The organism is Micromonospora sp. NPDC005203 (genome assembly GCF_042872705.1).
Taxonomy (GTDB): domain Bacteria; phylum Actinomycetota; class Actinomycetes; order Mycobacteriales; family Micromonosporaceae; genus Micromonospora.
The window spans coordinates 164,953-179,482 of sequence record NZ_JBIAKV010000005.1 but is presented as its reverse complement, the minus strand read 5'-3'; the positions used below and the strand labels follow the sequence as shown (position 1 = coordinate 179,482).

Genomic DNA, 14,530 nt, shown 5'->3' with positions numbered 1-14,530 from the left:
CAAGCCCGTCGACCGGCGGCGACCCGCGTTGCGTGGCATCGATACCGTGCAGGTCGTGGCAACGGGGACGCTCATCTTTCTGATCATCGGCGGGGCGGGCATCGGGGTGCTCGCGCTCGCGCTGCTCGGCACCGAGCTGTTCCAGTTCGGGCACGCCGACGTGGACGGTCCGATCTCGCTCGAAACGGTCGCCGGCTTCGCCGGGGCGTTCGGGTTCGGCGGGGCCATCGTCAACGAACTGCTCGGTGCGCGTACCCCCGGCATGGTCGTCGGTGCGGCGGCCGGCGGGGTGCTCGCGGCCGTGCCCACCGCGTGGCTGGCCTCCCGACTGAGCCGGGCCGCGCGGAACATGCGCACCGACCCCACCCCCACCCGCGACGACCTGGTCGGCGCGCTCGGCCTGGTGGTCACCCCCGTGCCGGCGCAGGGTTACGGCGAGGTCCGGGTACGCCTCGCCGGCCAACCGGTCAAGCTCAGCGCCCGCGCGGACCAGCCGATACCGATCGGCGCCCAGGTCTTCGTCGTGCAGGCGCTCAGCGAGACAAGCGTGCACGTCGAGACCTACTGATCTCCTCCTCGTAGACGGGAATACCCCATATGGCCCTGCTCATCGCCATCGGTGGCGCGGTTGTCCTCGCGCTCATCCTGGTGCTCTTCGTGCTCTCCCGGATCAAGGTGGCCGGGCCGAACGAGGCGTTCATCGTCACCGGCCGCAAGGGCCGCACCACGCAGACCGCCGACGGTGGCCGGTCAACCGACAACTCCGGGCAGAAGGTCGTGTTGGGCGCCTCGGTCTTCGTGCTCCCGGTGGTGCAGAAGCTCCAGTCGCTCGACCTGTCCAGCCGCCGGATCGACGTCGGCATCCGGGGCGCGGTGAGCAAGCAGGGCATCCGCGCCGACCTGCACGGGGTGGCGATCGTCAAGGTCGGCGGGACCGAGGACGCGATCCGGGCGGCGGCACAGCGGTTCCTGCACCAACAGGACGAGATCGACAACTTCACCCGGGAGGTGCTGGCCGGCGCGCTGCGTTCGATCGTCGGCCGGCTCACCGTCGAGGAGGTCATCCGGGACCGGGCGGCGTTCGCCAGCGCGGTCGCCGAGGAGGCCGAGCACTCGATGACCAACCAGGGTCTCGTGCTGGACACCTTCCAGCTCCAGGACATCCTCGCCGAGGGCTCCTACCTGCAGGACCTGGGCCGGCCCGAGGCCGCCCGGGTGCTCAAGGACGCGGCCATCGCCGAGGCACGCGCCCGCCAGCAGGCGGAGCAGGAACGCCTGCTCGCCGAGGAGGCCATCGCGGAGGCCAACCGGAACCTGTCCCTGAAGCAGGCCGGCATCCAGGCCGAGATCGACGCCGCGAAGGCGAAGTCCGCCGCCGCCGGGCCGCTCGCCCAGGCGGAACGGGATCAGGCGATCCTCTCCGAGCAGCAGAAGGTCGCCGAGCGCAACGCCGAACTCAAGCAGCGCCAACTGGACACCGAGGTGCGCAAGCCCGCCGACGCGGCCCGGTACAAGGTGGAGCAGGAGGCCGAGGCGTCCCGCGCGGCGGCGGTGCTGCACGCCGACGCGCAGCGGCAGTCGGTCATCGCGGCCGCGCAGGCCTCCGCGGAGCAGGCCCGGCTCACCGGTGAGGGCGAGCGGGCCCGGCGTGCCGCGCTCGCCGAGGCGAACGCGATCGAGGGCGCCAAGGAGGGCGAGGCCGAGCAGCGCCGCCGTTCCGCGATCGCCGAGGCGGTGGAGCGGGAGGGTCAGGCCGAGGCAGCGGCCATCCTGGCCAGGGGTGAGGCCGAGGCGGACGCGATGGCGCGCAAGGCCGAGGCGTTCGCCGCGTACGGGGAGGCGGCGGTGTTGGACCTGCTGGTCAAGGTGCTGCCGCAGGTGGTGGAGGCGGCCAGCGCGCCGATCGGGGCGATCGACAAGATGACTGTCATCTCGACCGACGGCGCGTCGGCGCTGACGAAGTCGGTGGCCGGCAACGTGGCCCAGGGGCTCCAGCTCGGCAGTGACCTGACCGGGATCGACCTGGCCGGCCTGCTGGCCCGGCTCGGCTCGGCGTCCACCCCGGCCGGCAACGGCGCGTCCGCCGGCAAGGGCGCTTCCGTGGACGGGACGGCCGTCGAGACCCGCTGACGACGAATGCCGACGGCGCCGCTCCCGGTTCGGGAGGGGCGCCGTCGGCGTACTCCCTGGTGATCCACTCGGTTTCCTGAAAGTCGGGCCATCCGGAGTGCCGGGACACCGCGACCTCACCGAAACCGAGTCGATCGTCGCGCGGCTCGCGGCGCGACCCGCCGGGGTTAGTTGATCAGGCCCTCGGCGCGGGCCCAGCGCAGCAGCTCGGCCTCGGCGGCGTCGCGGTCCAGCGGGCCGAGTTCGAGGCGCTGCTCCTTGAGGTGCTTCCAGGCCCGCCCGACGACCGGCCCCGGCGGTACGCCGAGCAACTCCATGATCGCGTTGCCGTCCAGGTCGGGGCGGACCCGGGCCAGGTCCTCCTCGGCCTCGATCCGGGCGATCCGCTCCTCCAGCGCGTCGTAGTCCGCCGCGAGCTGGGCGGCCTTGCGCCGGTTGCGGGTCGTGCAGTCCGAGCGGGTCAACTTGTGCAGCCGGGGCAGCAGGTCACCGGCATCGGCGACGTAGCGACGCACCGCCGAGTCGGTCCACTCGCCCCGCCCGTACCCGTAGAAGCGCAGGTGCAGCGCGACGAGAGCGGTCACCTTCGCGGTGACGTCCTTCGGGTACCGCATCGCCTTCATCCGGGCCTTGGTCAGCCGGGCGCCGACCACCTCGTGATGGTGGAAGCTGACCCGACCGTCGGACCCGACCGCCTTCGTCGCCGGCTTGCCCGCGTCGTGCAGGAGGGCGGCCATCCGCAGGATGAAGTCGCAGCCCTCCTCCTCGTAGGAGACCGCGTTCTCGACGACCGTCAGGGTGTGCTCGTAGACGTCCTTGTGTTGCGCGTGCTCGTCGATCTCCAGCTTCAGCCCGGTCAGCTCCGGCAGGAACCGCTCGGCCAGGCCGGTGTCGACGAGCAGCCGCAGACCGGTGATCGGGTCCGTGCCGCAGAGCAGCTTGGTGAATTCGTCCCGGATCCGCTCGGCGGTGATCCGGTCCAGGTCGGCGGCCATCTCACTCATCGCCAGGTGCACGTCCGGGTGCACGGCGAAGCGCAACTGGGCGGCGAACCGGGCGGCCCGCAGCATCCGCAGCGGGTCGTCGCCGAACGACTCACCCGGGGTGCTCGGAGTCCGGATCACCTTGGCCGAGATGTCCGCCAGGCCGCCGTGCGGGTCGGTGAACAGGTGCTCCGGCAGGCTGACCGCCATCGCGTTGATCGTGAAGTCGCGCCGCTTGAGGTCCTCGTCGAGGCTGGTGCCGTACACCACCACCGGATTGCGGCTGACCTGGTCGTACGACTCGGCCCGGAAGGTGGTGATCTCCAGCCGGAGGCCGTCGCGCTGGGCGCCGATGGTGCCGAACTCGCGACCGGTCTCCCAGATCGACTCGGCCCAGCCCTTGATGATCCGCAACGTCTCGTCGGGGTGCGCGTCGGTGCAGAAGTCGAGGTCGTCACCGAGTCGGCCGAGCAGGGCGTCCCGCACCGAACCGCCCACCAGGTGCAGCTCGTGACCGGCGCGGACGAACCGGCGGCCCAACTCGTCGGCGACCGGGGAGACCCGGAGCAGTTCGGCGACGGCGTTGCGCTGCGCGGCGGTGAGTTCGCGGCGGTCGGCGGCGTGGGGAGCGGAGGCGTCGGACATGGGATCGCCAGCTTATCGGGCCGGGGTGTGATCCGATCCGCCGGGCGCGGGGTAACGGGTGGGGGTTGACTATGGTCTGTGGCGTGCGGGTCGGTGTCCGACTCGACGTACCCCTGGGAGGCTGGAGATGAGCGGCGGGCTCTACCGCAGCGCCAACGCCACGCCGGACGGTAACGTGCCGCCGGCTGACGGGGCGGTCTTCATCTCCGCGGAGCCGCTGAACCAGCCCGGCGTGGAGGCCACGGCGCCCCCGCCCGAGGTCGTCGGCGAAACCAGCGCCGCCGCGAACAGCGCGGTCATGGCGATCGGCAGCCTGGTGAGCCGGGGCACCGGCTTCATCCGGAACCTGATGATCGGTGCCGCCCTCGGCAACCTGATCGGCAACGCCTACACGACAGCCATCTTCCTCCCCAACCAGGTGTACGAGTTCCTGCTCGGCGGGGTGCTGACCAGCGTGCTGATCCCGGTGCTGGTCCGTCGACGCAAGAGCGACGCGGACCGGGGCGAGGCGTACGCCCAACGGCTGCTCACCCTCGCGGTGTTGGCGCTGGCCGCGGCAGCCCTGATCGCCGTGGTATCGGCGCCGGTGCTGACCGCCATCTACGCCAGCGGCAAGGACGAGGCCTACACCAAGCTGATCACGCACCTGTCGTGGCTGATCCTGCCCATGCTGTTCTTCACCGGCGTCAGCGCGTTGATCGCCGCGGTCCTGAACACGCGAGGGCACTTCGCCGCGCCGATGTGGGCGCCCATCCTCAACAACCTCGTGGTGATCGGCGTCTTCGGTCTCTACATCCTGGTCTATGGGGCGAAGGGACTACAGCCGTCGGACATGGGCCTCGGCCGGATTCTGCTGGTGGGTGGCGGGACCCTGCTCGGTGTGGCGGTGCAGACCGCCGGCCTGCTGCCGGCGCTGCGCAAGGTCGGCTTCCGGTGGAAGTGGCGGTTCGACTTCCGCGAGTTGGGGCTGCGCGAGCTGGCCAAGCTCGGTGCCTGGATGTTCTGCTACGTGGCCGTCAACCAGCTCGGCCTCTTCGTGGTGGTCAACCTCCTCACCCGGGCCGCGGGCACGGACCAGGCCGGCATCCTGATCTACAACAACGTCTTCCTGCTGCTGATGATGGCGCACGGCATCATCGCCGTCTCGATCATCACCGCGCTGATGCCCCGGATGGCCGCAGCGGCAGCGGACGGACGGTTCCACGACGTCACCGCCGACCTCTCCCGGGGTGTCCGGATGGTGACAGCGGTGCTCGCGCCGATCGCGGTCTGCTACGCCGTGCTGTCCACCCCGATCTCGGTGGTGGTCTTCCGGTACGGCGCGTTCACCGCCGAGAACGCGACGGCGACGTCCACAGTTCTGCTGGCCGCCGCGCTCGCCCTGGTGCCGTTCGCGATCAGTCAGCTCTTCACCTTCGCCTTCTACGCGCTGCCGGACACCCGCACCCCAGCCCTGATCAACATCCCGGTGGTGGCGCTGCGGGTGGGCGTACAGATCGTGCTGTTCGCCGCCTTCGCCGCACAGTTCGCGGCGGCCGGCATGATGATCGGCAACGCGGTCTCGTACGTGGCGGCGGCGGTCGCCTCGGCCTGGTTGCTGCGCCCCCGGGTCGGCCGGATCGGGCTGGGCGCCATCATGCGCACCCTCGGCCGGGTCGTGGTCGCCGCCCTCGGCGCGGCACTTGTCGGATGGTTGGTGATCAGCCTGCTACCCGGCGGCGACCGGCCAAGTTGGATCGAGGCGGCGATCCAACTCGTCGTCGGCGGCGCGGTGATCGGCGGCAGCTACCTGGGTCTGGCCATGCTGCTGCGGATCGGCGAGATCACCGAGGTGGTCGGCATGGTCCGCCGCCGCCTTGGTCGCTGACCGACAGTGAACGATTACAAAAGTTTGCGTACACACGGAACGTGACCACGGATCACCAGGCTGGGGACGCAGCTGTGGATAACTCCGCGATTCGCCGGTCAACCACCGCATCAACCTGTGGATAACCAACCGTACGGCTGAGCGTGGCAAGCCGTACGGCGGGAACAGGCACCGGGGCGGGAGCGCCACACCAGCCCAGCCCCGGCGTCGGTTACTTGCGGTGAAGCCGTAGATTAGCTAGTACATGTGCCAGCAACGTGGCTGACAACGGTCGTAACCGGACGAGTTCTTCGACTGCCGGAAGCCCGTCGTGTACGGCGGGAAGATGACATGTCGGGGAGACTGGCAACCCAGGTAAGGTCGCTCTCGACGGGTACGGCAGGGGCCGACGCTGCGCGTCGACACCGGTCGGCCGGTTCCTTCAACGGCAGAGCGGGAAGCCACATGCCCAGCAGTGCGGGTCCATCGATCGACACGATCACCGAGGGAGGACGGGTGACCCAGGTCGGCGAGGGTCAGGAGGCGGACGAAAGCACTCCTCCGGTCATGACCTTCGGTGCTCCCACGGCCGGTGAAGTCCTCGCCGAGCGGTACGAGCTGGTTGAGCACATCAACAACGACAGCGCGGGTCGGCTGGTCTGGCGCGGGGTCGACGTCATCCTGCGCCGTCCCGTCGCGGTGGTGCTGCGCTACCCGGGTGGTGACTCCGCCACCGAGATGCTCCAGGCCGCCGTCGCGGCGAGTCGGGTCATCCACCCCAACCTGGTCGGCGTCTACGACGCGATCGACGAGGCCGAGCGGGCGTACGTGGTGCGCGAGTGGGTCGACGGGCAGTCCCTGCGCGACCTGGCGGCCGACGGCCCCCTGGACCCGGCCCGCGCCACCGCGATCGGTAACGCCGTCGCGAGCGCCCTCGCCGCCGTGCACGCCACCGGCATGGTCCACGGCAACGTCCACCCCGGCACCGTCATGATCAGCGACGAGGGCCGCGTGGTCCTGGCCGACGCACGCACCGATGGCGCGGACAGCCAGGAGAACGACATCCGGGCGGTCGGCGGCATCCTCTACTTCGCCCTCACCGGCTCGTGGCCGCACGCCGAGGCGCCGCTGCACGGCGCCACCGCCGGTCACGGACGGGCCGCCATCCCGGACGCCGTTCGGGACGCCGGTGGTGGCATCGCGGCACCACGTCAGGTCCGGGCGGGCGTGCCCGCGTACCTGGACGACCTGACCATGGATCTGCTCGACGCCGAGATCGCGCCGCCGTCCTCCGACGTGCTCGCCGCCGAGTTGGCGCGACTGGACGTGCCGGCCGAGGAGGAGCACTACCTCGAGAACAGCGGCCCGCTGCGGTTCGCCGGCGAGACCGGAGAAGAGCCGTCGCCGTTGGCCGCAGCCGGCGGTCGCAAGGTCGCCATCGGCATCGCCGGCCTGCTGGCGGTGGCCCTGGTCGGTCTGCTGATCGGGATCAGCACGCTCGGCGACAAGGAGCCGCAGGCGGGCCAGAGCGCCGTTCCGTCGTCGAGTGCCCCGGCCAACGAGACCACTCCGGCCGCCGTCGCGGTTCGCAAGCTCCCGGTGAAGGATGTTCGGATCATCGATCCGGACGGGAAGCGCGATGAGCTGACCGACGCCAACAAGGTGACCGACGGTGACCCGGACAAGGGCTGGGGCACCGACACGTACACGGCCGCCAAGTTCGGCAACAAGAAGCAGGGCATGGGGGTCTGGCTGGATCTCGGCGCGCCGCACACGGTCAAGTCGGTGCAGGCGGTCCTGTCGGCCCGCGGCGCCTCCGCCCAGCTCCTCACCGGCACCCTCAACCCGCCGTCGACCTCGAACGGCGACAAGCAACTGATCACCAGCTACAAGACCGAGAAGACCACCATCGGGCAGCCCTTCGAGGACCACGACGGCACCACGATGGCGTTCGACGGCTTCGACGCCGACGCGAAATACCAGTACCTGCTGTTCTGGATCACCGAGTTGCCGGCCAGTGAGCGGGGCTTCCAGGTCGACGTCCAGGAGATCACGGTCCAGGGGTCGTGATCCCGGCATCTCCGCCGTGGCACCGCATCCGCAGGACGTGGTGATGGACGGGCGCGCCGCCGCTTCGGATCTGGAGCTGCTGCGCGCCCATGTCGACGGCGACCACCAGGCCTTCGCCGAGCTGTTCCACAGGCACCGCGACCGGCTCTGGGCGGTCGCCCTGCGTACGCTCGGCGACCGTGAAGAGGCCGCCGACGCACTCCAGGACGCGCTGCTCAACGCGCACCGGGCCGCCGCCCGCTTCCGCGGTGACTCCGCCGTCACCACCTGGATGCACCGGATCGTGGTGAACGCCTGCCTGGATCGGATCCGTCGCCGGCAGGCGCACCCGACCGTGCCGCTGCCGGACGGCAACCGTGCGGGGGACGGCTCGGGCACCGGCGGGATCGAGCCGGTCGCGCCCGCACCGGACCACGACACCGCGCTCGTGGTCCGCGAGGCGCTGGCCGCGCTGCCCCTCGAGCAACGTGCCGCGCTGGTGCTGGTGGACGTGCAGGGCTACCCGGTCGCCGAGGTCGCCCGCATCCTCGGTGTCGCCGAGGGGACGGTGAAGAGCAGGTGCGCCCGGGGGCGGGCGCGGCTGGCCGTGCTGCTCGGGCACCTTCGGCCCGCCGGCACCTCGCCGCCGTCGGCCCGACCGGACCCACCCGGCCCGACCAGGGAGGTGCCGGGCGTCACGCCGGGGAACCCGGGCCCGGCCGAGGGCGTCGGATCGGGGTCGGGCCGATACCGGCGGGACGCCAACCAGGAGGACACGTGACGACCGAGGGGTTCCGGGAGGTCGACGACGACCTCCTCGCTGACTACCTCGGCGGGGCATTGGACGGCACCCCGCAGCAGGAGGAGGTCGCCCGGCTGGTGTCCACGGACCCGGCCTGGGCCGAGGCGTACGCGCTGCTGGCACCCGCGCTCGCGGAGGTCCGCGCGAACCTGGGCAGCTGGGCCGAGCCGTCGCCGCGGATGCCGCAGGCGATCGTCGACCGTCTCGCCACCGCGCTTGTCAGTGCGGGGCCGCTGGTGGGAGACACCACGACCGACGAGGCCTCCGACGTCGACCGCCCCACGACATCGCCTGTCGTACCGGTGCAGGGCGGGTCCGGTCGATGGGCAGCCATCCCCGCACCGGCCCGTTCTGGTCGCCGGGAGTCCACCGGTCCAGGTCGTCGGGCCGGTTGGGTCCGCCGTGGCGCACCGGTGGCCGCCGCCGCGATCGCCGTCGTCGCGCTCGCGCTGGGTCTCAACCAGCTGTCGATGCGCGCGGGCGACGACTCCGGCACCATCGCCGTCGAACGGCACCCGGCCAACGCGCCCGCGGACGCCGCGGCGGCCCGCACCACCGGCCCGACACTGCGCAGCGGTACGGACTACACCCCGCAGACCCTCGGCAACGCGCCGAACGCCGACCGGCAGACCACACCCGGCCGGACGAGCGGTGCCGCCCCCGGCTCGCAGCCGGGCGTGGGCACCGAGCAGGATCGACGCTCGTCGCCCGACGGGCTGGACCAGTTGGCCCGGCTGACCAGCGAGGCGGCACTGAGCACCTGCCTGGCCGAGGTGGCGGCGGAACACGGATCCGCTCCGCTGGCGGTCGAAGTGATCGACTACGCGCGTTTCCAGGGCGAGCAGACGCTGATCATCCGTTTCACCGACGCGACCGGGGCCCGCTGGGCCTGGGTGAGCGGCCCGGACTGCGGAGTGCCGGGGTCCGGCGCGGACAGCCGGTATTCGGCGCGGGTAGGGTGAATCCACGGTCATCGGCACGATGACCACCCACGTGACCTGACCCACCAGATGCCCGTCTCGGGAATCCCCGCTTCGTACGATGACGTTCTGGAAGTCAGCTGTCGACCCCACCCAGGCGTCGGCAACTCGGATCAGCACCGGTGCGCTCACCGACGCTGAACACACACACTCGGGAGACGGCAGTGGACGAGGTCCGCAACCTGATCATCATCGGCTCCGGGCCGGCCGGCTACACCGCGGCGGTCTACGCCGCACGCGCCAACCTGAAGCCCCTGATCATCGAGGGCGTGCAGTCCGGTGGTGCCCTGATGACCACCACCGAGGTGGAAAACTTCCCCGGCTTCGCCGACGGCATCCTCGGCCCCGAGCTGATGGACAACATGCGCAAGCAGGCCGAGCGGTTCGGTGCCGAGTTCCTCACCGACGACGTGACCCGGGTCGAGCTGGTGGACACCGGCGACGCCGGTTCCGGCGCGGTGAGCACCGTGTGGGTCGGCGAGACCGCCTACCGGGCCCGATCCATCATCCTCTCCACCGGTTCGGCCTGGCGTCCGCTGGGCGTGCCCGGTGAGCAGGAGTTCCTCGGCCACGGCGTCTCCTCCTGCGCCACCTGCGACGGTTTCTTCTTCCGCAACCAGCACATCGTGGTCGTCGGCGGCGGCGACTCGGCGATGGAGGAGGCCAGCTTCCTCACCCGCTTCGCCGAATCGGTCACCATCATCCACCGCCGCGACTCGTTCCGGGCCAGCAAGATCATGGCCGAGCGGGCGTTGAGCAACGAGAAGATCAAGGTCGAGTGGAACAGCGCCGTCGAGGAGATCCTGGGCGACGACGGCAAGGTCACCGGCGTACGGGTCCGCAACGTGCACACCGGTGACACCAAGGTGTTGGACGTGACAGGTGTCTTCGTGGCCATCGGTCACGACCCCCGCAGCGAGCTCTTCCGTGGTCAGGTCGACATGGACGACGAGGGCTACGTGAAGGTCCAAGCCCCCGGCACCCGCACCAACGTGCCCGGCGTCTTCGCCGCCGGTGACCTGGTCGACCACACCTACCGTCAGGCGATCACCGCGGCCGGCACCGGCTGTGCCGCCGCGCTCGACGCCGAACGGTTCATCGCGACGCTCAGCTGAAACAAGTAACACATCCCGGAGGAGGGGCACAGTGGGAAATACCAAGGCGGTCACCGACAAGAGCTTCGTCGCTGACGTACTGCAGGCCGACAAGCCGGTTCTGGTGGACTTCTGGGCCGAGTGGTGCGGCCCCTGCCGCAAGGTGTCGCCACTGCTCGAGGAGATCGCCGGCGAGATGGGCGACCGGGTCAGCATCGTCAAGCTCAACATCGACGAGAACCCGGAAACCGCACGCGCCTACCGGGTCATGTCGGTGCCGACGCTCACCGTGTTCAAGAACGGCCAGCCGGTGCAGTCGATCGCTGGTGCCAAGCCGAAGGGCGAGCTGGTCCGACTCATCGAATCGGCTCTCTGACCAACAGAGACGTTCACCGAACCCCGTACCCGCTCGTTGGGTGCGGGGTTCGGTGTCTAACCGGCCGACGTTTTTCCCGGCCGTGCCACCTCGCCACCCCGGGAACGCATAGCCTCAACCCTGGGCCGCCCGGCCAGCCAGTGTCGTGCAGAGGGGGTCGTGCCGTGCGTCCGATCCGATCCGGTGACCGGGGACCCGCGGTCACGGAGATCCGCAGCATCCTGACCGGCCTCGACCTGCTCAGCGCCACCGGACCGGCCGCCGACGAATTCGACCTCGCCACCGAGCGGGCGGTCCGCGCGTTCCAGCAGTCCCGGGGCCTCAGCGTGGACGGCCGGGTCGGGGCGGAGACCTGGCGCGCCCTGGACGCCGCCCGCTGGCGGCTCGGCGCCCGCACCCTCTACCACGCGGTCCCCGACCCGCTCACCGGCGAGGATGTCCGGTCACTGCAGGAGCGGCTGCTGGAGATGGGGTACGACGTGGGCCGGGCGGACGCCATCTACGGCATCCGGACGTCCCGGGCGGTCGCCCAGTTCCAGCGTGAGGTCGGCCTCACCCCCGACGGATCCTGCGGCCCGCACACCATGAACGCATTGCGCCGGATCGGCCGCAAGGTGGTCGGTGGCCGACCGCAGTGGCTGCGCGAGTCCGACGCGATCCGGCAGTCCGGGCCGGCGTTGGTCGGCAAGACGGTGGTCGTCGACCCCGGGCACGGGGGCACCGACCCCGGGATGGTGGTGCCCGACGGGTCGCTGCGCTGGACGGAGGCCGACCTGATGCATGACCTGGCCAGCCGGCTGGAGGGGCGACTCGCCGCGACCGGGGTACGGGTGCAGCTCACCCGCGGCCCGTCGCCCGACAGGTGCCTGCCGGACACCGACCGGGCGCTGCTGGCCAACTCGCTGGGCGCCGACGTGTTCATCTCGCTGCACCTGGACGGCCACGCCAACCCCGACGCGGAGGGTGTCGCCACCTACCACTACGGCACCGACAACGGCGTGACGTCGGCGACCGGTGAACGCCTGGCCGGGCTGGTGCAGCGGGAGATCGTGGCCCGCACGGGGCTGCGGGACTGCCGTACCCACGCCAAGACCTGGGACCTGCTGCGGCTGACACGGATGCCGGCCGTCCGGGTCGAGGTCGGCTACCTCACCTCGCCCACGGACCGCGCCCAACTGGTCGACCCTCGTTTCCGCGACCGGGTGGTGGAGGCGATCGTGGCGGCCGTGCAGCGGATGTACTACCCGATCGAGCGGGACGTGCCCACCGGCTCGCTCGACGTCAGCGAACTGCGGGCCGTCGTCACCGCCGGCACGGTGGTCGACTGATCCGCCGGTTCGGCGATCAGGTGTTGGTGGAGCGGGTGGCGGGAGCGGGCCGGACCGGACGAAGCAGCGTCTCCGGGCTCATCGACCCGAGCAGCTTCTCCAGCGCGTACTCGACGTCGGACTTCCAGCTCAGCGCGGTCCGCAGCTCGAGGCGCAGCCGGGGGAAACGCGGATGCGGACGGACGGTCTTGAACCCCACGGAGAGGAAGAAGTCGACAGGTGCCACGCAGCCGCCCACGGGGTCGTCCGCGTCGCCGAACTTGGCGTCGCCGAACGCCTCGATGGCCTTGATCCCCCGCTTGGTCAGGTCCCGGGCGACGCCCTGCACCAGCATCCGGCCCAGCCCGCCACCGGCGAACGCGGCGACCACGTTGGCGGTCATCAGCAGTGCCGCGTCAGCGGAGACCGGCGAGGTCGGGAACGCCATCGAGCGGGGCACGTAGGCGGGCGGCGCATACGTCACAAAACCCGCTGGCATGCCGTCGACGTACGCGAGTTTGCCGCAGGAGCCCCACTCCAGCAGCGTCTGGGAGACCCACGCCTCCTTCTCCAGGCCCGGATCGCCGGCGGCGCAGGCCCGGTCCGCGGAGACCGGATCAAGCTCCCAGTAGACGCACTGCCGGCACGGGCGAGGAAGGTCTTCCAGGGTGTCGAGGGTCAGGCTGACCAGACGTCGCGACATATGGCGCATCCCCACAATAGGCTCGGTGGTAGGAGCGGCACGCAACGACAGCGCCGCCTTCCTGCTCCGACGAGCGATCGTACGCCGCCGATCGGCGATCCGGGAGGGGACGCGCAGATGCCCACCACATCGGGGGACGCCGACGAGGGTCCGCCATGTGGTCGATCCGCTTCGGTACGGCGACGACGCGACACCGGCGGATTAGGATCGACAATCGGTGTCCCTTCCGCCATGGTCATCAGAGGATGGGGTACCCCGGGGCGGCAGCCACCCGAGCAGCGATCGAGGTGAGGTCATGACCGGCACGACACTCGACGACTACACCGACCGGTACGCCCGGCGGGTACGCGGAATGACTCCCTCCGAGATCCGAGCACTGTTCGCGGTCGCCAGCCGTCCAGAGGTCGTCTCGCTCGCCGGTGGCGCACCCTACATCGCCGCCCTTCCGCTGGACGCGGTCGGTGAGATGCTCGGCCGGCTCGGCTCGGAGCACGGCGTGACCACCCTCCAGTACGGCATCGGCCAGGGCACCCTCGAGCTGCGCGAGCGGATCTGCGAGGTGATGTCGCTCTCCGGGATCGACGCCGCGTGTGGTGCCTCCCCCGAGGACGTCGTGGTCACCGTCGGCGGGCAGCAGGCACTGGACCTGGTGGCCCGACTCTTCCTCGACCCGGGTGACGTGGTGCTCGCCGAGGGGCCGACGTACGTCGGTGCGCTCGGGGTGTTCCAGGCCGCCCAGGCGCAGGTCGTGCACGTGCCGATGGATGCGGACGGGCTGATTCCGGAGGCGCTGGAGGCGGCCATCGCCGATCTGGCCCGCGCCGGGCGGCGGGTGAAGTTCCTCTACACGATTCCCACCTACCAGAACCCGACCGGCGTGACGCTCAGCGAGGAACGCCGCGAACGGGTGCTCGACATCTGTGCGAGCGCCGGCCTGCTCGTCGTCGAGGACGACCCGTACGGTCAGTTGGGGTTCGAGGGTGACGCGCCGGCGCCCCTGCGTGCCCGTCGCCGGGACGGGGTCTTCTACCTCAGCACCTTCTCCAAGACCTTCGCGCCCGGCCTGCGGGTCGGTTGGATCCTGGCGCCGCACGCGGTCCGCGACAAGCTGGTCATCGCCAGCGAGGCGCAGATCCTCTGCCCCAGCGGTTACGCCCAGGCCGCGGTCTCCACGTACCTGGGCACGATGCCCTGGCGGCAGCAGCTCAAGGTCTACCGCGAGGTCTACCGGGAACGCCGGGACGCGCTGCTCGACGCGATGACCGACCTGATGCCCGAGGGCACCAGCTGGACCACGCCGGCCGGTGGTCTCTTCGTGTGGGCCACCCTGCCCGACGGGCTCGACTCGAAGGCGATGATGCCCCGCGCGGTCGCCGCCCGGGTCGCCTACGTGCCCGGCACCGGCTTCTACGCCGACGGCACCGGCACCGGCGCCATGCGCCTGAACTTCAGCTTCCCGCCGCCGGAGCGGATCCGCGAGGGCGTCCGCCGGCTGGCCGGTGTGATGGAGCAGGAGATCGCGATGCGCCGGGTCTTCGGCGCTGTGGGTGGCGGCGCCGCCGGCCGACGCGGCCAGGCCGGCTCCGACGTGCCAGGGCCCGACTTGGCATGATGC

12 protein-coding genes are annotated in these 14,530 nt (G+C 71.0%); 10 read left to right on the top strand and 2 right to left on the bottom strand.

Annotation, left to right across the window (positions count from 1 at the left end; genetic code table 11):
* The first annotated feature begins 46 nt into the window (after nucleotides 1–46).
* Both ACFYPM_RS14475 and ACFYPM_RS14470 read left to right on the top strand, forming a co-directional pair.
* Entirely contained in the window at nucleotides 47–568 is a 522-nt protein-coding gene (locus ACFYPM_RS14475) for a hypothetical protein (RefSeq protein WP_387195861.1), read from the top strand.
* Between the two features lie 29 nt (nucleotides 569–597).
* Nucleotides 598–2,130, top strand: a complete 1,533-nt coding sequence (locus ACFYPM_RS14470; protein ID WP_387195858.1) for a flotillin family protein — start codon at nucleotides 598–600, stop codon at nucleotides 2,128–2,130.
* A 167-nt stretch (nucleotides 2,131–2,297) separates the two neighbouring features.
* Here ACFYPM_RS14470 and ACFYPM_RS14465 read toward each other — a convergent pair whose 3' ends face one another.
* Entirely contained in the window at nucleotides 2,298–3,758 is a 1,461-nt protein-coding gene (locus ACFYPM_RS14465) for a CCA tRNA nucleotidyltransferase (RefSeq protein ID WP_387195855.1), read from the bottom strand.
* A 127-nt stretch (nucleotides 3,759–3,885) separates the two neighbouring features.
* On the opposite strand from ACFYPM_RS14465, the gene murJ reads away from it, so the two are divergent.
* The 7 genes from murJ (at nucleotide 3,886) to ACFYPM_RS14430 (ending at nucleotide 12,233) form a co-directional block, all read left to right on the top strand.
* Nucleotides 3,886–5,625 (top strand): murein biosynthesis integral membrane protein MurJ, encoded by a 1,740-nt coding sequence (gene murJ / locus ACFYPM_RS14460; protein ID WP_387195852.1) that lies wholly within the window; start codon nucleotides 3,886–3,888, stop codon nucleotides 5,623–5,625.
* A gap of 444 nt (nucleotides 5,626–6,069) precedes the next feature.
* Nucleotides 6,070–7,674, top strand: coding sequence for a protein kinase family protein (locus ACFYPM_RS14455; protein WP_387195849.1), 1,605 nt, complete (start codon nucleotides 6,070–6,072; stop codon nucleotides 7,672–7,674).
* Between the two features lie 43 nt (nucleotides 7,675–7,717).
* Nucleotides 7,718–8,434: an RNA polymerase sigma factor SigM gene (gene sigM / locus ACFYPM_RS14450; RefSeq protein WP_387196416.1), complete on the top strand. Its 717-nt coding sequence runs from the start codon at nucleotides 7,718–7,720 to the stop codon at nucleotides 8,432–8,434.
* Nucleotides 8,431–9,417, top strand: coding sequence for a hypothetical protein (locus ACFYPM_RS14445; protein ID WP_387195846.1), 987 nt, complete (start codon nucleotides 8,431–8,433; stop codon nucleotides 9,415–9,417). Before sigM ends, ACFYPM_RS14445 begins: the two co-directional genes overlap by 4 nt.
* Nucleotides 9,418–9,599: 182 nt before the next feature.
* Nucleotides 9,600–10,550, top strand: a complete 951-nt coding sequence (gene trxB / locus ACFYPM_RS14440) for a thioredoxin-disulfide reductase (protein WP_357242963.1) — start codon at nucleotides 9,600–9,602, stop codon at nucleotides 10,548–10,550.
* Nucleotides 10,551–10,581: 31 nt separating this feature from the next.
* Entirely contained in the window at nucleotides 10,582–10,905 is a 324-nt protein-coding gene (trxA, locus tag ACFYPM_RS14435; RefSeq protein WP_053651673.1) for a thioredoxin, read from the top strand.
* A 164-nt stretch (nucleotides 10,906–11,069) separates the two neighbouring features.
* Nucleotides 11,070–12,233, top strand: a complete 1,164-nt coding sequence (locus ACFYPM_RS14430) for an N-acetylmuramoyl-L-alanine amidase (protein WP_387195842.1) — start codon at nucleotides 11,070–11,072, stop codon at nucleotides 12,231–12,233.
* Between the two features lie 16 nt (nucleotides 12,234–12,249).
* Here ACFYPM_RS14430 and ACFYPM_RS14425 read toward each other — a convergent pair whose 3' ends face one another.
* Nucleotides 12,250–12,915: a GNAT family N-acetyltransferase gene (locus tag ACFYPM_RS14425; protein WP_357242969.1), complete on the bottom strand. Its 666-nt coding sequence runs from the start codon at nucleotides 12,913–12,915 to the stop codon at nucleotides 12,250–12,252.
* Between the two features lie 295 nt (nucleotides 12,916–13,210).
* On the opposite strand from ACFYPM_RS14425, the gene ACFYPM_RS14420 reads away from it, so the two are divergent.
* Nucleotides 13,211–14,527, top strand: coding sequence for a PLP-dependent aminotransferase family protein (locus tag ACFYPM_RS14420; RefSeq protein WP_387195839.1), 1,317 nt, complete (start codon nucleotides 13,211–13,213; stop codon nucleotides 14,525–14,527).
* Nucleotides 14,528–14,530 lie beyond the last annotated feature (3 nt).

Bases quoted from the DNA above. Each gene is read 5' to 3' on its own strand.
- ACFYPM_RS14465 (WP_387195855.1), bottom strand. From the start codon at position 3,758: ATGTCCGACGCCTCCGCTCCCCACGCCGCCGACCGCCGCGAACTCACC.
- murJ (WP_387195852.1), top strand. From the start codon at position 3,886: ATGAGCGGCGGGCTCTACCGCAGCGCCAACGCCACGCCGGACGGTAAC.
- ACFYPM_RS14470 (WP_387195858.1), top strand. From the start codon at position 598: ATGGCCCTGCTCATCGCCATCGGTGGCGCGGTTGTCCTCGCGCTCATC.
- sigM (WP_387196416.1), top strand. From the start codon at position 7,718: ATGGACGGGCGCGCCGCCGCTTCGGATCTGGAGCTGCTGCGCGCCCAT.
- ACFYPM_RS14420 (WP_387195839.1), top strand. From the start codon at position 13,211: ATGACCGGCACGACACTCGACGACTACACCGACCGGTACGCCCGGCGG.
- ACFYPM_RS14425 (WP_357242969.1), bottom strand. From the start codon at position 12,915: ATGTCGCGACGTCTGGTCAGCCTGACCCTCGACACCCTGGAAGACCTT.
- ACFYPM_RS14455 (WP_387195849.1), top strand. From the start codon at position 6,070: ATGCCCAGCAGTGCGGGTCCATCGATCGACACGATCACCGAGGGAGGA.